Source organism: Abyssisolibacter fermentans (genome assembly GCF_001559865.1).
Lineage (GTDB): Bacteria > Bacillota > Clostridia > Tissierellales > MCWD3 > Abyssisolibacter > Abyssisolibacter fermentans.
Genome location: NZ_LOHE01000060.1, coordinates 57,126 through 77,520 on the forward strand (window position 1 = coordinate 57,126; position 20,395 = coordinate 77,520).

The following is a 20,395-nucleotide window of genomic DNA, read 5'->3' on the forward strand; positions in this document are numbered from 1 at the left end:
CCTCACACCTCCTATGAAATTCTGCTCTTAAGAGCTTCCATGAAGTCAAGCTTATAGATTTTTTTCATCGTAAACAACTGTGCAGCTATTACAAAAAATACTGTAGATATAATAGAATAAATATATATATCAATACTTATAACTGCTCTGAGTGTATATAAATCATTACTGAGTGCATTTTCAACACCTCTAATAAAAACTATACCGATAGGAATTCCAACTAATATTCCAAAGCATGTCATTAATAAATTTTCTTTAACGATCATCCAAAAAATTTCTTTTCTTGAAAATCCCATAACCCTTAGTGAAGAAAACTCAAGTCTTCTCTCTGCTATACTCATTACTGTTGTGTTATATACTACTGCAAACCCTAATATACCTGAAAATATAATGAGAATACCAATAGATATATAAGTTAAGTTTAGAAACTGCTTAAATACATTTTCCATATCCTCAAGAGATTGTAAACTACTAATATTCTTTAGATTATTAAGTTTTTTCTTTACATTGTCATCTGAATTGAAATAAACTCCGGTTATTAATTCCTTATCTAATAGTGTTTCATTCATTTCTTCAATTTTCATATATGCATTAATACCTAAATTTTGCTGAATTATATCCTTAACCTCCAGCTTAACATCTTCTCTATTTGGAATAAAGCTATTAATTGTTATCATATCTCCCTTCGTTATTCCAAGATACTTTGAAAGATTTTCTGTAATAACTATCCCTTTATCTGGCAAGTTAATTTTTTTATTGTTCATATTTTCAAAATTATAAAAGCTAGTATCTTCTTTTACACCAATTATATTAACTACTTTACTCTTCCAACCGTTTTTTACTTCAAATGGAAACTCAATCTTTGGTTCAATGTAATCTATATCTATTATTTGCTCAAGTTCTCTTACTACATCTTTGTTCATGGGTTTAGAAAAGTTAATATTATATTCCATTCTTTGAAAATCCCCATAATGCTTTTCAAACATATGAAAGAAAGCATTAAATTGACAAAATGTCAAAAACAACATTCCAAAGGTTAATGAAATACCAACTAATACAAATAAAAATCGCTTCTTACTTCTAAATATATTCCTCATTACCATTTTCCAACTAAAAGAGAACTTATTCCAAAGAAACTTTATCCTCTCAATTAAAATTCTCTTACCCGATTTAGGAGCTTCTGGTCTCATAGATTCAGCTGGAAGTATTTTTAATATTTTCTTGCTCCCATATAAACCTGCTACTATACAAAAAGCACTTGAAAGCAATATTGCAATTATGGTATATCTATAGTAAAAATTCACCTTAAGTATTGGTATGTTAAAATACTGTAGATACAATTTTGTCATAGCCCCAGCTAATAACGTCCCTAGATTTGTTCCAATAATAGCTCCTATAATACCAATAGCTAAAGAATATTTTGTATAATGCATGATAATATCTATGTTTTTATACCCCAATGCTTTCAAGACTCCAATTGAAATTCTGTCTTTTTTCACCATTCTCGATATCATTACAGCAATTATCAGGGCTGCAATGCCAAGAAAAATAACAGGTATAACCTTCGACATAGATTTAAGCTGCTTTATTTCTTCTGAAATCATTCTGTTACTTAGCTGATTTTCTTTTACTATAATCCTTTTGACACCATAATCCTTTAGAACCTTTTCTAGTTTATCCTTAATTTTATCTATATCCTTTTCATCTTTTACACTTATAGTTACTTCATTGTAGTTGTTTCCAAAACCAAAGCTTTGTCTTGCAAACTCATCGGCTACAAAAGCAACACCGAATTTTTCTGGAAGAGGCAAAAGACTTTGTTCATTTTCCATAAGATATATATACTCTGGGCTGGCTACTATACCTGCAACCCTTAAATTGTATTGTTTTGCATTTATTTGTAGTTTTAATGTATCCCCAACGGATATATTTCTTGCTGTAGCAAATTGTTGAATAACTAATATTTCCTTATTTTTATTTTTTATTTCCTCTCCCTGTATCAAATAAATATCGTTTATTCTTTCATTACTATTTGGTACAGACACAACCCTAACAGTTACCTTTTCGTTATTATTCTTAACCTTTAATGGAACATCAGAAATTACTCTTCCTTGAGCATTTGTAATTCCATATTTGTTTTTTAAATCGTCAACTGCCTTACTGGATATTTTAACCACTTCAGCATTTATATCCGCAAAGTTTGTCATTTCATAATATTCATTTAATGTACTTTCTAAATTTAATGCTGACATTTTCATAGCTGTGTATACCAATAATCCTACTGCTATAACAACTATTATTGCTATAAACTGCCCATATGAGCCTTTTATAAGTCTAATCAATCTTGTATTTATTTTTTTCATTACCATTCAATCCTTTCAGGATCCATTGGATTTTTATTTTCTTTATTCTCTACGATTTTTCCACTCCTCATTCTGATGACTCTATCTGCCATTTGAGCAATAGGAGCATTGTGAGTTATTACTAAGATTGTTTTTTTATAATCTCTGTTTATTTTGCTAAGCAGTGAAAGTATAGCTATTCCTGTTTTGTAATCCAATGCTCCAGTTGGTTCATCACATAAAAGAATGAGAGGATTTTTTGCAACTGCTCTGGCAATTGCTACTCTCTGCTGTTCTCCACCACTTAATTGAGATGGAAAATGATCTTTTCTTTCTCCTAAACCAACATTTACAAGAACTGTATCTATATCGAGAGCATCTTTACATATTTCTGTTGCTAGCTCCACATTTTCTTTAGAGGTTAAATTAGCCATGAGATTATAAAATTGAAATACAAATCCTATTTTTTCCCTTCGATAATATGTTAGCTGTTTTTCGCTATATCCAGTAATCTCTTTTTTCTCTAGAAAAACTGTCCCTTTTGTAGGTTTATCCATTCCACCAAGGATATTTAATAAGGTACTTTTACCCGATCCACTAGGTCCAAGTATGACAACGAATTCTCCTTCATTTATATCAAAGGATACTTCTTGTAATGCCTTTACAGTTACTTCTCCCATTTGATAATACTTACTAAGTTTTTCTACTCTTAATAGTACCTTTTGATCCATTATTTATTACCTCCCCCCTTATTAGTCTCACCTAATCCTCTCTCTAAAAAATCTACATAATTTTCATAATTTTGAGTGATTTTTTCTATATCTAAATCCTCATCATTTTTAACAAAGCAATTAAAAAAGTTTATCATCGAATCATTTAATAGCCTATTTATAAATTTTTTGGATAAATCTTGTCTAAAATCTTTTTTTCTAAATCCTTCTTCTATAAGAGGTCCAAAATAATCTTTCGCATGACCTTCTTTTATTAACTTTTGCATTTCTTCATCAATAATTTCTCTTACTTCAGGATTTTTTTCCTCATACATACTTCTCCAAAATTGATAATATTTTGGATATTTTGTGCAAATTTCGATTCCTATGCTGCCCTCAAGCTTTAATATCTCAAAAAAATTTAACTCTTCATAATTAATATTGTTTTGAAGTTTCCATTTATCAATGTATTCATGTTCTATATTATGTAGGTTTCTAAAAAGGTATAAATAAAGCTGCTTCTTATTATTAAAATGATAGTAAAAAGACCCTTTACTTATCTCTGCTCGTTTTAAAATATTATTTAGTGAAGCATTATTATACCCCTTATCAATAAATTCTTCTAAAGCAATTTTAAATAAATTTTCTTTTTTTATCATATTAATCTTATCTTGCAATCAATTTCACTCCTATAAAATAACAGTAGACCGCGCAGTCTAGTATATATGATTTCATTATATATCCATGAATTTTATTTGTCAATAGTGACGCTATGATAATGTCAACTAGAATAATTTCACAATAGAAAAAATTATTTCTATAATTCAATGTTCAGTTTTATATCAATTTCTGTTAGTCTATTAAATGTATGATTCTATGAATCTATAATATTCTTATGCCTTGAAATTATATATAGGCTTAATGATATCAATAATATCAACTGAATCTTTTATATTTTTAATAATTTCATCTATTGGTTTATAAGCCATTGGTGCTTCATCAATAGTAGATTCTTTTACTGATGTAGTATAAATATCTTTCATACTTTCTTTATACTCATCTAAGTTAATATTAGCTATAGCTTTTGATCTACTCATTAATCTACCAGCTCCATGAGGTGCTGAATAATTCCAATCTTCATTTCCTTTTCCTAATGCAATAATACTACCATCTCTCATATTAATTGGGATTATAACTTTTTCACCTTTATAAGCTGATATACTTCCTTTTCTAATAATATTATCTTTAAAATTTATATAATTGTGTATAGTTTGAAAATACTCAAAATCTTTTAATGCTTTTTTAAAAACTTTATTTAATATTATATCTGCCATTATTTCTCTATTTAGATTAGCATATTCTTGGCATATTTTCATATCATGTAAGTATTCATTTCTCCATTCTTTTATTAAAAAACATAGTTCTTTTGGATATTCTGGTTGTAACATATCATATCTCTTTTTTAGTTCTATCAATTCTTTTTGTATTTCTTTTCTTCTTCCTTCTCGTTTATAGTTCTTAATAATTTCATCTCTTTTAATATAAAAATCTTCTTTACCACTACACAAATCAATAGCGATTTTTTGATAATATTCAGCTACTTGTTTACCTAAATTTCTACTCCCTGAATGAATAACTAAATATAAATTATTATTTTTATCTTTATTTACTTCAATAAAATGATTTCCTCCACCTAAAGTACCAATACTTCTTTCAATTCTCTTTGTATTTTTTAGTTCTCTGTAACAATGTAATTCTTGTAATTTGTGAAATTTTACAATTCTTCCTTCATGTACATTTTGACCACACGGAATATTGTGGTTAATTATTTCATCTAATTGTTTTAAATCTATATGGGTTTTACCCAATTTAGCACATAACATTCCGCATCCAATATCTACTCCTACGATATTTGGAATAACTTTATCTCCCAAATTCGCGGTAAAACCTATAACGCAACCTTTGCCAGCATGCGTATCAGGCATAATTCTTATTTTACTATTTTCCACAAAAGGTTGATTACATAATTTTATAATTTGTGAAGTAGTTTCATCGTCAATATTATCAGTAAATACTTTGGCTGTAGTATATTTTCCTTTTAATTCAATCATGTTTTCCTCCTTTGATTTGTAGAACATCATCAGCTATTTTCCCAAAATCTACTACTATTTTTTTAAGCTTATCATATTGTATATATAAAATTCAATTATTTTTATAAGAATTACTCTCTCGTTTTTATTAAAATATTTTAATAAAATGAGTAGGAGATATTTTAATGTTATTAAGTGGTATTTTATTCGTTTTATATTTTATATGGTAATATTTATTATTGTAATATATTATGTAGTAGTCATCTTTTAATTGATTCGTACATTATAAATTGTTTCATTAATCTTAATGGAGGTATTACTATGGATAAATATATAGAAGATAATATTTGTTATATTGTTTTTTTTTTTTAGTAAAAGTGCAGATTCCTTACAATTAGTTATTATATTTTGTACTAGTATTTTAAGCGCATTTTGTATGGCTTTAATTAAGACTATTAATAATATTAATCATAAATAAATATTTATATTTTTTAATATGATAATAGGGTATTATACTTACTTATTTCATTATTTCTATAACTTTTTCGTCTTTATGACTAATAAACGGTGTAATCTCCATGAAGTTTACACCGTTTATTATACACTCTTAGCTAATATTTTAAGTATAAAATTTTAATCTTGAAACCTGTTAACTTTTATATTCTGTGAGTTTTTTACTCAATCAAATAAATAACTTTAACTAATAAAGGCAATAATAATTAGTTTTTACATAATCATAATTACCCTTATTTCTATTTCATTCGATTTTCATTTATTCGAACTTATTTTACATTCCTGCAGTACACGGTTTTATAGAGTTTAGTAACTCATCAAATTCTTTTCTTGCATATAGTCTATGTTCATCTGAAATATCCATTTTATTGATAATCTTACTATCATATGCTTGCCTTCAAATGAAAACTTATAATCTATGATTTCACCATCATACCTACAACTGCTGTTTTTGTTTTGTTTCCTTTTAAAAAATATCTATGGAGATTATTCACTTATTTAATTTTATACAATCTTGATATAATAAGCTCTTTATCCTTTATTTCTGTTACGCTAAGTCAAAATTTCTTTATAACATAACTGATATTTATAATTAATTTTGTCATGCACTAAAAAAAGTACATTTCTATTTTTAAGCTCTGTCCTTTTTTGTTATATAAGACTGTTTTACATTTCCTCGTAACCTCATTTTGGTATGCCATATTTTAATGTGCAAATATTAAAGATATAATGATAAATAATTAAATCTACTACCAAGATATTCTTTTGTATTAGTCAATAATTCATCAGTTGAAAGGCTTAAATGGTTTATTGTATTTGAGTTAGTTTTTAAAAATAAGGGATATAATAAATTTAGACACAATAAATAAAATACATCAAATTCAAATTTCAAACTTTTTCTTAACTCTTTTGGCATATCCATCAACCGATCGCCTAATCTTCTAAATTGGTAAAAATAAAATGCGAAATATTTCCATATTTTATCTGATACTTCTTTTAATGATTCTTCTTCAAGATCATAAAAATAACCCTTCATTAAACTTAATATAACATCATATTGCAATAAGACATCTAATTGATATACACTTATTGCCTTAGGATAATACAATTTGTTTACATATCGATATAAATTACTGATAAAATCTCTTAAACCTTGAATTGCCTTCATCTTATCTGGGATTATCTCTATTCGTTTTGTTGAATCAAGATCTGTTAAAAGAATATTTTTCCTTTGAAAACAAAACTGTATGTTCTCCCATCCGCCTGAATGTATAAACAACCCTGATTCTGTTAAACCACGTACAGCTCTACCAAATTGCTGTCCTATTATCTTAGATAATTCTAACTTTCCCTCTTGCTTTTCTAGTGAGCTTCCTATACCAAAAATTTCTTTTATTTCTTCATAAAAGCTTTGTAGTTTTGCATCAACATACTTATAGTTCCACCCCAATTGAAGAAATCTATATGGTTCAGACGATGTAGAAAGACTTATTGCTACTCCTAATTTTTTATTATGGAAGTATAAATCTGGATATTCAATTACCATATACGGTAAAATCGAATACACATTATTTTTTTGTAAAATTTGAGCATTTTCATATTCTTGAACTGCTCTATGATGACATATGCCACCGTAAGGTGCATCTTCTGAATGAATTAATTTTATTTTTCCATCAATATCAAATCCAAAATGGGGAGCCTCTCTTAAATATGTTTTATCCGTTGGTGGTATTGGCACAACTTCAGCTTTTTTTGCATGTCTCCCATCAGGATTCCACACTCCAACTCCTTTTAATTTCGCTGCCTTTACATAAACTCCCTCTCCTATATTTATTGGTTGCTTTAATTTGTACCAACCCGTCCTACCAGGGGTGAAAAAGCTAGGCGTCTTCTGCCAACTAACTTGAGCAATAATATCATTATAATCTTCTTTTGATAACTTTATATTCTCATTGATATGAGTAATTTTATAATTTAATCTCAAGAAATCTCCTCCTAATAAATTTATAGATATTTATCGTTTAGAAAAACATGTCGTTTGAATCATCATTTACACCTAGTTCTTTAAATGATTTTTCAAGTACTGGTCTATTTTTATAAATAATATTGTTAAGTTTTTCAACTCTTAATGAAAGAAAAGATCGTAACTCCTTTTTATAATTATTATATTGACATATATCTAACCCTTCTTGGTAAAATAAGTAGGCTGAATCATCTAAATGTTTTCTGATAGAACTTATAATTCCTTTTTCTCTTTGATCTCCTATATCATTTTTGTTAAGTATCTTTTCTATTACTCTGTATTTGTCCCTTTCATTTACATATATTTTGAAATAGTCGGAAAGCGTTCTGTAAAAACATGCAACTTTTTTATCTTTAAAATAATTTTCATTACTGAAATCTTTAAATTCATCTTTTATTATTTTATATACCTTTCTTTTGTTGTCAAATAATTCTAGTTTTTTAACTAGCTTCTTATAAGATAAATTATTATCATGAAAAAATTCCCCGGATTTACGTAAGCCTTTAATAGTTGATAGAGGATTAAAGTTTATATACCCATACCTAAATCTATATTTAGAATTAAAATCAGTAGAAAACCCCTCTTTTTTTAGAATTCTAAAACAATTATTAATAACATCAATTGTATAATTTCTCCCGTATATCTTTAAATCTTCTTGGTTTACAGATTCTATTCCAACGAATATTCGTCTTAGTCCAGCCTCTCTAAGAGTTGAAACAATTTGTGAATTTATATATTCAGGTCTACACTGCATGAAAAATGTAATTAAAAGCTTTCTATGTGATAACATATCTCTAAGTTTTCTTGCCTTTTGTAATGCTAAATCTTTATTCAATGGTAAAAAATTATCATCAACGAACTCAAAGTCAGTAGTATTATATTTTTTATATAAAAATTCTATTTCATCTACAATATTTTTTACCGAACGAACCCTATAATTTCTACCTTGCTGCATTTTTAAATAATCAGGAGTCGAACAAAAAGTACATGCCATGTAACATCCTCTGCTCCCTTGAATTTGAGGTGATATGTATGTGCTTTTATATTGGTCAACAAATTGCTTGTAAATACCTCTATCTGGAAAAGGCAATCTATCAAGATTATCTATCAATGGCCTTCTTTCATTATATTTACATTCTCCATCTGATGATTTATACCCTATTCCATTTATATTTCTCCAACATCCGTTTTCTTGTATTATTTTAGATAACTCAAAAAATGTTTCTTCTCCTTCTCCTATAATGATTGAATCAACATTTAATTGTAGAAATCTATTTGGATTTGTTGTTGGTCCATAACCACCTACAGTAATATGCTTTTTATAACCAATCTCTCGTATCTTATTGACTGTTAATTCAATGTCATCATGATAATAATCACAAGATGTAATCCCTAAAATATCATATTTTTGAATTCTATTTTTTAGATAATGAATTGTACTATCCAAATCAAGCTTATAAATACGTGGATCAAATAAATCCACATCAAAACCATTTTTTTTCAAATATGCTCCTATATAGCAAATACCTAGTGGTTCAGTAATTTTATAATTCTTATATGCTGGATGTAATAATAGTATTTTCATTTTAATAAATCCTCTCATGAAATTCACGTTGTAATCTTGCTGCTAAATCAAATGGAAATTGTGGCTGATCAAGTACTGGATAATATATGTACTCTTTATTAGCCTTTTCAAAATCATAATTATATCCACTCATAAATTCCTTTACCTTTTTACCAGCCACTAAAATGTCATTAAGAGCAGGTGATTTAATATATTTTATATATTGACGAATCTCATTATCCAATTCTAAACCTGGCCACGGTTGGAAAATATGTAGAAATACTTTCGTCGCTTTTAATTCTTGTATGAAATTCATTGTTCTATTAGCTGATTCTAACGTTTCATAAGCAAGACCTATCATTGCATTAAGTGACAATTTAATATCAACTTCTCTAAGTCTTTTACTAGCATTTATAAAATCTTCATCAGTATCTGCTTTGTGAAGTAATTTATTTCTTATAACTTCAGACCCTGTTTCTAGTCCCATCTTAACCTTATAGCATCCTGTTTTTTTTAACAACTGTGCAATTTCGTCATCAATTGAATTGGCTCTAAGATTGCAAATATATGGCAAAGCTATTTTTTTCGAATATTCTTTCAAAAACTCCTTAACATAACACCGTTCGCTTGGACCCATAAACAAAGGATCTCTGAAATGTATTTTAGAAGCTGAGGTTTTTTTAATTAGTTGTTGTAAATTTTCTATTGCAGTATTGACATCTTGTCTTGGCTTTGAGGATAATCCAGTTATTCTTCGAATTTCCTTATTACAGCAAAAAGAACAACCGTATTCACAAGTAAAACTTGTCCAATAATCTAATTTATTAATTTTTTTACTTGGTGGCATAGCTTCGATAAAAATATCATAGTCCATATCAGATATTGGTTCTTTCGACCAGTTCTCTATTTTATATTCATTAGGATTATCTTTAAAAATATAATTAGTAGCAGTTTTTTCACCATTAATGAATTGTAATAAACCATCTACTCCCTCGCCTATACAAATGGCATCTATGCCTTCAATACTTAGTGCTTCTTTACTTGACAAAATAGGAAAAACCCCACCTAATAATATTGGTACATTAGTTATTTGCTTTAAAAATTTTGCTAACTTCTTCACTTGGCTTACTGCCATATGTGTTGCTGATATACCAATTACATTAGGTTGGAATTCAGATAATGTTTTCTTAAAAATTTCTTCGTCATAATAAAAATATGGTTGTAACTTTGTTTTGTGTCCATGCTTTTTCAAAGCAGCAGATAATACTGCTACTCCCGGATGTATATCTATGTCGAATTTGTTATAAAATGAAAAAAATAATATTCTCATATTAACCGCACCGTTCCTTCCATAGCGTCAAGTTCAACGTATTTATTTAAATAATTCGTTATATCTTTACCTTTTAAAGATATTGCTGGAACTTTATTTTCTCTTAGAATTAACGATAAGTGACACAAAGTAGATGCATTTTTAAATACAAAACCCTTTACTAAATCCTTAAATGGTGCCAAAAATAAATATGGCAACTCACTGTAGATAATAACATCTTCCTGTCTTGTCCATTCTTCAATTAGCATTTTGATTTCATTAAATATATTTATTCTGCTAACGTCAAATTTTTGATCCACAACTGATATGGAGCTGAACATGCTTAACTCTTTTATCGTTTCTTCGTTAATAGCTGGAAGTTGACGAAGGCGTCCCTTTCCTTTTCCATTTGATATTGTTTTTCCTTCATTTCCACTATTTATCGTATTCAAAACTGACATATCCGCTGCATATACTACATCATCCCATATCCACCACTCTACACTACATCTATTAAAGAACTCTGTGAACTTTAAAGTTTTCTCCGCTATCTCCCTAATTAAGGTATCCTTTAATGTCACTTGTTCTTTCTTGTTTGATGGAAAAGAATCTATTTTGTTTTGATCAAAAATATATAAATCTTGCACAGTAATTTCCTTGTTTATTACGTTGAAATCTTTATCAAGTATATATATAGTTGGTTGGATTCCTCCAGTATTTAATAAGAACATTTTCCCATTTACGCATTCAATTCTAATCGTCCCATCTTCATTAAGTTGTGATATTGCTGCTTTTTGATTTGGTAAATACTCACGTATACTAATGCAATACTGATTGTCCTTATATAAATTAGTGTATTCCTCGAATTTTTCAGGGATATTTTCTATTTTGTCATAGTTAACTAATTGACCACTTAAATGATAACTGACATATTTGGAATGATAGTCATGGAAAATTTCATCATAATTAAAATTCTTTAAATGTTTTTTACTAAATGAAAACATTTTCCATTTATTTGTTAGTATTTTATTTTTTTCACAATAATCAAAAAATTTAGCTTTCTTTAACCACTTAGGATAACGAGACTGTAACGAACCTAATAATTGGTATGTCTCTTTTCCTAGCTTTGACATAGAAAAAATACTGTATTTATCATGCTCAGCTTTATCACATAGATTAGTAATTGGTCTACACTGCAAAATGGATAATTTCTCATCTTTATATGTCCATTCAATATCAACAGGGAATCCATAGTATTCTTCTGCTTTTAAAACATTCTTTTTTAAATCGGTTAACAATCTATGGTTCAGTTTTGTATCTTTTCTAATATCCCCTACTTTAGACATTATAACAGAATGGCTTTTTTTCAAACCAGAAACTAAATTATCTCCAAGACCTTCATATGCTTCTATCAATATAACGCTCCTGTCATTTGAAATTGGATCAGCTGAAAAAGCTACTCCACTCCATTGACCATCTACCATCTCTTGAAAAATCACACTCATATAATACTTATCTGGATGAAAATCTTGATCATGAAGAATTAAAGTAGAATTTATTGAATAAATAGAAGCTATGACTTTTTTTAATTCTTTATATATGTCATTTTTACATACATTTAACGCTGTGTAAAAAACACCAGCAGCAGAATTTCTATCACCATCTTCCGTTGAGGCTGACGACCTCACTGATAATGGAAACTTAAGATCTTTTACTAAGTCATCAATTTCTTCTTTAAGTTCTTCATCTAATTTGTAATTACTTATTAATTTATATAAATTTTTAAAACCATCATGTACCCACGCACTCTTTACACTTAACATTTGTGCTTTTTCATATATTCCTATATGAATCAGGAATCTGTCAAAAAAATCCTTGTCTGTGGATTTAAATTTTGGAATGTTAAATCCTAATTTTTCGAGTTCTTTTAATCTATTTGCTTTATTTCCACAATACATTTTGCTACCCACCTATAAATCATTTTTGTCAAATTCGGTATGCTAAAAACTAGAAATTCCCATATACTTATACATTAATTTGCGTGTAATAACACTATTTTTATCTTCAACATATTCCTTTTTGTTCCAATCTTCTAAATTTAGCCTTTTTAGTTCTTCAACTGACAAATCTTTAAGCTTGTAATACGGTGTATACGTTGATGGTCTAATGATAACTCCATATTTTCTAAGAATTTCAATAGTATAATCAATATCACTAATCTTTTGTCCTTCAATTCCAAGCATAACAAATCCCTTCCACATAATAGGTATTTTAGCTATCTGTTTCATTTTTTCTTCAAACTCGTTTACAGATATCTTAACACCTTTACCATCATCTTTATAGAAGGTTTCTATACCAAATCCTAATCCATAACATCCTGCCTTAGCACACAATTTAGCTATTTCTATATCTAAAGATTGTAGACAAACAGTTCCCTTCCATTTAATATTCAATTTTCTTCTCAATATTTCTTCACAAAATTTTACTATCCATTCCTTGTCTTTAAATAAATCTGCTGAATGCAACTTAAACCTATCAAATCTATCCTTATATTTATCAATAAAGTCAACAGTCTTTAAAACATCTCTTCTTCTATCTGTAAACCCTTCTCTTTTTCCACATAAACAGTATTGACACTTATTACTACAGCCTTTTGATACATATATAGAACATGTGTAATACCCATTTTTGTATACCCTAGCAAATTTTTTATATTCATCAATAGGCAATAGCTCTATAGGAGGATATGCCCACTCATCAGGATGTATTCTAATATCTCCATTATAATCAGTAAACGTGCCATCTTCATGAACAATACTAACACCCTTTAATAAAGATTCGTCACCTTTTCTTAAATATTCAATATAACGATATATAACTGCTTCCTGATCTCCACTAAGATGTACAGCATCTATCGGTTTTTCTTTAAAGAAAACAGGAATAGTAAGGGTTGCATCACCATAAACAAAAGCTTTAGAATTAGGTGAAATATATTTTAGAGCATTAGCTAACTTGATAGTAAGCTTAGAATCAGGTAAATCAGTATAGAGTATAACTAAATCATATTTCTTTTCAAACATTCTATATATACTTCTCAAAGTATAGTTTAATATTGCACAGTCAACTATATCAACTTTAACAGAGGAATCATCCGTATACCTTTCAATAATATACTGACCTGTTTCCCCAAAATCTGTACACCTATCATGTAAATTTCTGTCATAGACTACTCTTGGAATTGACATAAGTAGTATTTTAAAATCCTTTTTATCTATTACCATACTCCCCTCCCCCATATATTCTGCTTTAATAACTCATATTTATGGTTGTTTCTTTCTAGTATGTAAATACAACCATTCTTACATGAATACTCTTTGATATCATTATCAAGCAACTCATCTAACAATATCCTCATAAATCCTCCATGAGTTATTATCAAAGCAGTCTCTCCATCTAAACTAGATAATTGTTTTATAACTTCTTTAGCTCTTCTTTTAGAAGACATCAATGTTTCTCCGCAAAATATTGAATAATCATAATCGTTTTTCTTTAGAATTTCGAACTCATCTTTATATCTGCGCTTTACATAATCTTTATTTTTACCTTCTAATTTACCAAGATTCAACTCCTTAACTAGCTTACTTATATAATAAGTTTTAGCTTTCGGTAAAATTTCAAGTATACAATTAGCAGTCTCATAGGCTCTTTTCAATGGAGATGATATGACTATGCTAGGTTTATATTTTTTTATCCTTTCGCCAATAAAGTAAGACTGCTTTTTACCTTTTTCAGTCAAGCCATATTTATCAATTGATCCTTGATATATTCTCTTTAGGTTTCCATAACTTTCGCCATGTCTTACAATTATTAATCTAAATATCATTATTATACTCCTAGAGTGAGTTATAATTATTCTTGTGATTTTAAAGCATTAATTTATTATATAATCCAAGTTTGACCTGAAATATTCATGAAGCTTCACACTAATATGCTGGGATTTTCTTATTTGCAAAGCTTCATCTATTATGAATGTGAACTTGGTAACACGGTGAGTATTCTTCTAAATCTTGATTAGCTAACAACGTACTTTAGATTGTATGTCTACTGAATTCAATACAGTCATCATTTACTACCATTTTTTTATGTTTGCTGTATATCTTGTTTATATGTATTAATACAGCCGCTTTGGGTTCTATATTTTTCTTTCTACTTTGCACCCAAGATACATTGTCCTCAAATATTTTTCCTTCCTTGTGAATAGTAGCAATACCCTTTAGCTGAAATGATTTATTCGTTTCTTCATCATAAATTGCTATTGTTACATTCTTGTTTTTTAATAAATTTCTCTCTGTTTTGAAAAATTTATTATTTGATATCAATATTGTTTCATCATCATATACCTTTATAAATGATACATAAATCAAGTTAACTGTACAATTTCCATCCTCATCTAAGTCTGCATCACAAGTACCTATTGGAACAGGTCTTTGTTTTTCTAATAGCTGTTTAATTTCATCAGTCATTTTCAATGTAATCAATCCTTTCATTAAAATATAATTTTACATTTTTATCATTTTTTATGATTTAAACACTTTGACGCATTTATGTAATTATGGGAATATTTAATCTGATTTTTTTATGTTGTAATTTTACATTAATTTTATTATATTGTCAATTATATATTATTTTAAATTATTGTAATTATTTTCATTTTTTTAATATTTCTATCTTATTTCTTAATGCTAATTAAACTTACTAAAGTGAATGATTATAGTTATTACATTAATACATTAAATTTCTTGTATAAGTATATTATTACATTTTGTTCTTAAAAGTGGATGTTAATAAAAAATTTTTATTAATAATCTAATTCGATAAAATTTTTTTATTGACATGATTTACTATTAGAAGTAGAATTTAATTATTATTATATTCTATTACTTTTAACATAATGTTTAACATTTAAATATTAACGTCTAATAGGTGAATTGTTTCTTATTCACATTTAATAAAATCGTATACCAAGTATCAAACTCTTAGGCTATTCAGTAAATTGTAAAATCACAAAATGATGTAAGTTTCTTTCCCAAAATTATTATCATTGGTTATAAAACATCAAAACTGTTAATAGATTCGCTTAAATTAATTTTCATATGAATGTTCCTTTTAGAGAAAACGTATTGTAGTACTAGGAGAGTATAGAAAGAATTTATATTATATATTGAAAATTCTTTTAATAACAAAAAGATTATAATATTTATAATAGTTGTGTAGTTTTGCACTATTATAATAATACTTATGCAAAGGAGGGAGAATATGAAAAAATACAATGCACCTAAAGCTAAAAGAATAAGTTTACCTGCAGCTTTAGCATCTGACGTTTGCGTTATACGATAACATTTATTTTAAAGAATGGATAAGCAATAGCTTATCTATTCTTTAAATATAGTATTTAATTATTTAAATAGATAGGAGTTGATATTTTGTCTGATTTTATAGATATTAAGCAAAAAAATATCTCAATTGATAAAAGAGAAATCCTAAATATATTAGATTATGAGAAGGATGACATAATATATCTAGGAGGATCCTTAATAGAAAGTAAAGTTAATAAGTATTCTAAAGGAATGGGAAATAGATTATCTGATATAGATGTATTCATAATTTCTTCTAATTTTGAGAAAATAGAAAGAACAGATGTAGCTTATGATATAGGAAATGTAAAAACACAATTTAAAAGACTATATGGAATAAGTATTGATATAGAAATTTTTTCTAAGGATGTTTTTTTAAATTTAATTAATGAGCTGAGTAACTACGAATTTGATAGTAATACAAGAACATTCAATATATTAAGTCTACCTAACGGATTCGATTTATTTAAATTCACATCATTTATACATAGATTTCTAAATGGAATCCCAATTTATAACGAAAATTTATTTTATGCTATAAAAAAGGACTTCAATGAAAATAGTTATTATCAATTAATGACAAGGATATGTATAAATAATGTTGACGTTAAATATGAAGATGTTATTGGTAATATAGAAAGTAAACAAGCAGAAGTTGCTGTAACCACTGCTAGAACTGTATTATTAGAAACTATGAAAGCATATATTTTTCATAAAAAAACTTCTCTTGATAGAGATAAATGGATACCTATAAAATTAAAAAATTTGGCTGAATATGATAAAGAAGCTGAAAAAATTTATACAAGATTTAAAAAATTATATTTTCAAGAAGTTCTTGATAGTGAGAAAAGTTTAATAAATAATGCTGAAAAAATTATTGATTTTTCAAATCAAATAATATCAAAAATAGGACAAGCTGGAGGAATATAATTAGAACTAAAATATATCAATGTAATATAGTAGTATATAGAGTTTGAACAATTAATAAAAAGAATATTTTATTTGGAAATAATAAATGTTTTTAATTAAACAACACACCTACTAAAGTAGGTGGATTTAGGCATAAATGCCTAAGACTGAAAGTCTTTTTTAGGCTTAAGCCCACTTAAGTTTTTGAGCTTAAGCCCAATAAATTTACTATTCTTCAACCTTAAAATCACTTTTTGTAACTGGTATTTCTCAATTTTCTATATAATTTTTCACTATCTCTTCTGTTACATTACATACTGCCCGCAAAAAATATCCTCTTGCCCATAAATGTTGTCCCCAATACCTTTTTCTTAACTCTGGGTACTGTTCTTGTAATAATCTAGACGATCTTCCTTTCAATTACTGTACTGTTTTACTTGGTGATAAATTTGGTAGACATGATACTAACATATGAACATGGTCTTTTCCTACACTACCTTTTATTATCTTTATATTTCTTGCTTCACATCCTTGTATTATTAAGTCTCTTAGTCTTATTGAAATTGGTTTTACTAATACTTCATATCTGTATTTTGTAACCCATATTATATGGTACTTAATATTATATATACACATATCATTTTCATATTCCATACTAATCACCTCTTGGTTAGTATGGCTCAAATCATTAAGGTTTAAAGCGTATACCGTTTAAAGACGATGGATTTAGACCACGCACTTAGAAATTAAACTATATTTGTTATATTTAAGTATGCTAATACTTGCAATTCTATCTTGCCTCAAATAATAATATATGAAGTCATACTCTTTTTTAAGGTTACAATAATAGTATCAGTTAATAATGCTAAAAGGTATTTTACAGAGAAGTGTATCATAACATAAACTATTATAAGAAATAGTTGTATGTAATACCGTTTATATACTAATCACTGTATATTTTATTAATATTAAAACAAATGATTTTTTGTACTCGTGTATAGTGTGTGTTATTTATTAGTATGATTTTCATTTTACCTAAGTTCAATGAATGGAGATTAGTACCAATAATGAAGCATACTCAGTGAGTATTACTAAAACATTGACAATAGCTACTCTTATAGTATCTTTTGGATAATCAATTAATTTAAACTTTTAAGTCATTCTATCTTACATGTATTTTTCACGAAAAAAGTAGCTTGGTTTAAAAGCATAATGATATTCAATTATATGGATAAAAGAAGTGTTATGTTGAAAATTCAGAAATTTTCCATGTTTAAATATTTCGTTTTTTAAAAAGAATCCATTATATGAAGTCAACAAACCGCCATATTCGTTAAGAATATATTCTTCTATACTTTCCGATGAAAATTCTGCCATTGAGTAAGAAGCTGTATATCCTGATTGGGAAAAAATGATGTTCTATCAATTGAAGCCAATTTTAGGCATATGTTTTTTATAGTTTCCCATATTTCGTAATAATTACAAGTGAAATCATTTTGAATCATTTCTTCAAACTCAAAACAAGATAAATCCAATATATTAGTGAATTGTTATTAGTATACTAATGTAAATTATAATCTCATATATTCAATAGTTATAATATATTATTTATTTTCATATTTAATTTTTTTAGTTCAAATTGATTATTAGTAATATCTCTATCGGTATTTACTATTACTAACTCGGTTGAAATTTGTTCTATTAATTTTTCATATGTTTTCTTACACTTCATGAGGTTTAATTTATCTTCTTTGATTGAAAGCTCTTCAGCTCTTTTTACAATTCTACTATATGCAACCTCTATATCTGTATCTAAATATACTATTAAATCAGGTCTTTTAACTAAACTAATTATCTTCCGTATCATGTCTAAATTATTAGTAAATAATTCAGCACAAGCTAGACAACATAAATAGTGTCTATGTGTTATAATCACATCGTGATTTAAATTCACAATTTTATTCATGCTGTTTAGTAAATCTAGAGCATAAGTAATACTTACTAATTCAGGTGTATACTTTTCATACATGACTTTACTACTTTTACAACTCCCTCCTTGCCTTAAACTATTATTATAAATTCCATTCTTCATTGGATCAGCTACATGTACACTCTTATTTAAGCTTAAAAAATAAGTGCTAATATAATTAATATAAGTGCTTTTTCCTGAACCATCTATCCCACATAAAGCAATTATTTTACTCATAGTCATCTCCTCGCTTTACACTTAAAAATTACTAGCTATATACTGCTTTAATACAGTAAAGGATTCTTTTATAATTATATTTTCCTCCTCACATTCAAACCAATCAAAATTTTCCGAATAAATTACTGCATTATCATATGTCAATTTCTTGGAGTCTAACCCGTATTTTTTAGAATTATTATAAACATATGATCCTGGCAACGGCGTCCAACTAAATAAAGATACTCTATCTATATAGTTTTTGTTCCTCTCTAAAAATCCTATTGTTTCTTTTGTTGTTGTCCAATTTTCGCCTGGAAATCCGTGAATCATAAATAATTTAGCTTTTAATCCATATTTTTTACATAATTTCAATGTATTTTCAGCCTGAATAATTGTATTTCCTTTATTCATATTTTTTAGCATTGTATCACTACCTGATTCAAGTCCAAATTTCAATTCAATACATGAAGCTCTAGCAATTGATTCTACTATATTTTTATTAATAGTGTCTACTCTAGATAACGCAGACCACGGCATCTTTAAACTTGCTATTTTTTCACAAATATCTTTTACTTTGGTCTCGTTAATTATAAAATTTTCATCATTAATAACAAATCCTTCTATTTCATATACTTCTTTTAGCATTAATAATTCATCGTATATATTTTGAGGACTTCTGTACCTATGTATTTTATTCAATCCTCCACAAAAATAACAGTTAAAAGGACATCCTCTACTGGTAAGAATATGTGTCATATTCAAATTCATTCGAGATAATCTATCCGGAAATATAAAATCTTCAATCGGAATTAAATGTCTAGCAGGAAAAGGAATACTATCTAAATCTTTTATTGGTTCACTAAACCAATCATCACTATTTACAATTTGATTTCTAAATATTACTCCCTTAATTAATTGTTGCTTTCTATTCAACAATTCATTTATAGTCAGCGGTAATGTTACTTCTCCCTCACCTAAAATTGTTGCATCAGCACTAAAATCATTTAATGTCTGGTATGGATATAAAGAAGCATGTATCCCTCCGGTAATAACAATACATTCTTTCTTGAATAAACTATTATTTCTACTATTTAACATCATTCCATAAGTACACGATGATGATAAACTATATAATACAATGTCATATTCCCTTAAATCAAATTTTCTATTTTTTGTCGTAATTTTTTCTATTTTCATGTTTACACCTTGATTTTCTAATACTGATGCAAGATAAAGTACTCCAAAAGGTGGAAACTCTTTTCTTTTTTCTTTAAATCTAGCTATTTCATAAACCTCTGGATAAAATATAATTGCTTTCATTTTTACTCCTCCA

General features: G+C 27.3%; 14 protein-coding genes and 1 pseudogene. 1 reads left to right on the forward strand and 14 read right to left on the reverse strand.

Going from position 1 to position 20,395, the window contains the following annotated elements; translation table 11 throughout:
- Positions 1 to 11: 11 nt before the first annotated feature.
- The 11 genes from AYC61_RS10630 to AYC61_RS10680 all read right to left on the reverse strand — a co-directional run bounded on the left by AYC61_RS10630 (position 12) and on the right by AYC61_RS10680 (position 15,098).
- Positions 12 to 2,363: an ABC transporter permease gene (locus tag AYC61_RS10630; protein WP_066501567.1), complete on the reverse strand. Its 2,352-nt coding sequence runs from the start codon at positions 2,361 to 2,363 to the stop codon at positions 12 to 14.
- On the reverse strand, positions 2,363 to 3,073 hold the full coding sequence (locus AYC61_RS10635) for an ABC transporter ATP-binding protein (RefSeq protein WP_066501582.1): 711 nt from the start codon (positions 3,071 to 3,073) through the stop codon (positions 2,363 to 2,365). Before AYC61_RS10635 ends, AYC61_RS10630 begins: the two co-directional genes overlap by 1 nt.
- Positions 3,073 to 3,729 carry a TetR/AcrR family transcriptional regulator gene (locus AYC61_RS10640; RefSeq protein ID WP_066501585.1) on the reverse strand — a complete coding sequence of 219 codons (657 nt, stop codon included), beginning with the start codon at positions 3,727 to 3,729 and terminating at the stop codon, positions 3,073 to 3,075. The genes AYC61_RS10635 and AYC61_RS10640 overlap by 1 nt, the downstream gene beginning before the upstream one ends.
- 216 nt (positions 3,730 to 3,945) lie before the next feature.
- Positions 3,946 to 5,163 carry an RtcB family protein gene (locus tag AYC61_RS10645; RefSeq protein ID WP_066501589.1) on the reverse strand — a complete coding sequence of 406 codons (1,218 nt, stop codon included), beginning with the start codon at positions 5,161 to 5,163 and terminating at the stop codon, positions 3,946 to 3,948.
- Between the two features lie 1,210 nt (positions 5,164 to 6,373).
- Positions 6,374 to 7,639 carry a hypothetical protein gene (locus AYC61_RS10650; RefSeq protein ID WP_066501590.1) on the reverse strand — a complete coding sequence of 422 codons (1,266 nt, stop codon included), beginning with the start codon at positions 7,637 to 7,639 and terminating at the stop codon, positions 6,374 to 6,376.
- A 37-nt stretch (positions 7,640 to 7,676) separates the two neighbouring features.
- Positions 7,677 to 9,263: a B12-binding domain-containing radical SAM protein gene (locus AYC61_RS10655; protein ID WP_066501592.1), complete on the reverse strand. Its 1,587-nt coding sequence runs from the start codon at positions 9,261 to 9,263 to the stop codon at positions 7,677 to 7,679.
- 1 nt (position 9,264) lies between these two features.
- Positions 9,265 to 10,572, reverse strand: a complete 1,308-nt coding sequence (locus AYC61_RS10660; protein WP_066501596.1) for a B12-binding domain-containing radical SAM protein — start codon at positions 10,570 to 10,572, stop codon at positions 9,265 to 9,267.
- Positions 10,569 to 12,509: a PEP/pyruvate-binding domain-containing protein gene (locus AYC61_RS10665; RefSeq protein ID WP_066501602.1), complete on the reverse strand. Its 1,941-nt coding sequence runs from the start codon at positions 12,507 to 12,509 to the stop codon at positions 10,569 to 10,571. Before AYC61_RS10665 ends, AYC61_RS10660 begins: the two co-directional genes overlap by 4 nt.
- A 42-nt stretch (positions 12,510 to 12,551) precedes the next feature.
- Positions 12,552 to 13,832 (reverse strand): B12-binding domain-containing radical SAM protein, encoded by a 1,281-nt coding sequence (locus tag AYC61_RS10670; RefSeq protein ID WP_066501608.1) that lies wholly within the window; start codon positions 13,830 to 13,832, stop codon positions 12,552 to 12,554.
- Positions 13,826 to 14,434 carry a histidine phosphatase family protein gene (locus tag AYC61_RS10675; RefSeq protein WP_066501610.1) on the reverse strand — a complete coding sequence of 203 codons (609 nt, stop codon included), beginning with the start codon at positions 14,432 to 14,434 and terminating at the stop codon, positions 13,826 to 13,828. Before AYC61_RS10675 ends, AYC61_RS10670 begins: the two co-directional genes overlap by 7 nt.
- 205 nt (positions 14,435 to 14,639) lie before the next feature.
- Positions 14,640 to 15,098 carry a pyridoxamine 5'-phosphate oxidase family protein gene (locus tag AYC61_RS10680; RefSeq protein ID WP_082759910.1) on the reverse strand — a complete coding sequence of 153 codons (459 nt, stop codon included), beginning with the start codon at positions 15,096 to 15,098 and terminating at the stop codon, positions 14,640 to 14,642.
- Between the two features lie 936 nt (positions 15,099 to 16,034).
- Between AYC61_RS10680 and AYC61_RS10685 the strand changes: the two genes are divergently transcribed.
- Complete coding sequence (locus AYC61_RS10685; RefSeq protein ID WP_066501614.1) at positions 16,035 to 16,895, forward strand: hypothetical protein; 861 nt, start codon at positions 16,035 to 16,037, stop codon at positions 16,893 to 16,895.
- Positions 16,896 to 17,144: 249 nt separating this feature from the next.
- Here AYC61_RS10685 and tnpA read toward each other — a convergent pair.
- From tnpA to AYC61_RS10700, 3 genes and pseudogenes are all read right to left on the reverse strand, one after another.
- Positions 17,145 to 17,528 (reverse strand): annotated as a pseudogene (tnpA, locus tag AYC61_RS10690) (IS200/IS605 family transposase).
- A gap of 940 nt (positions 17,529 to 18,468) precedes the next feature.
- Positions 18,469 to 19,080, reverse strand: a complete 612-nt coding sequence (locus AYC61_RS10695) for a nucleoside/nucleotide kinase family protein (RefSeq protein WP_066501620.1) — start codon at positions 19,078 to 19,080, stop codon at positions 18,469 to 18,471.
- A gap of 21 nt (positions 19,081 to 19,101) precedes the next feature.
- Positions 19,102 to 20,382, reverse strand: coding sequence for a B12-binding domain-containing radical SAM protein (locus AYC61_RS10700; protein ID WP_066501625.1), 1,281 nt, complete (start codon positions 20,380 to 20,382; stop codon positions 19,102 to 19,104).
- Positions 20,383 to 20,395: the final 13 nt, after the last annotated feature.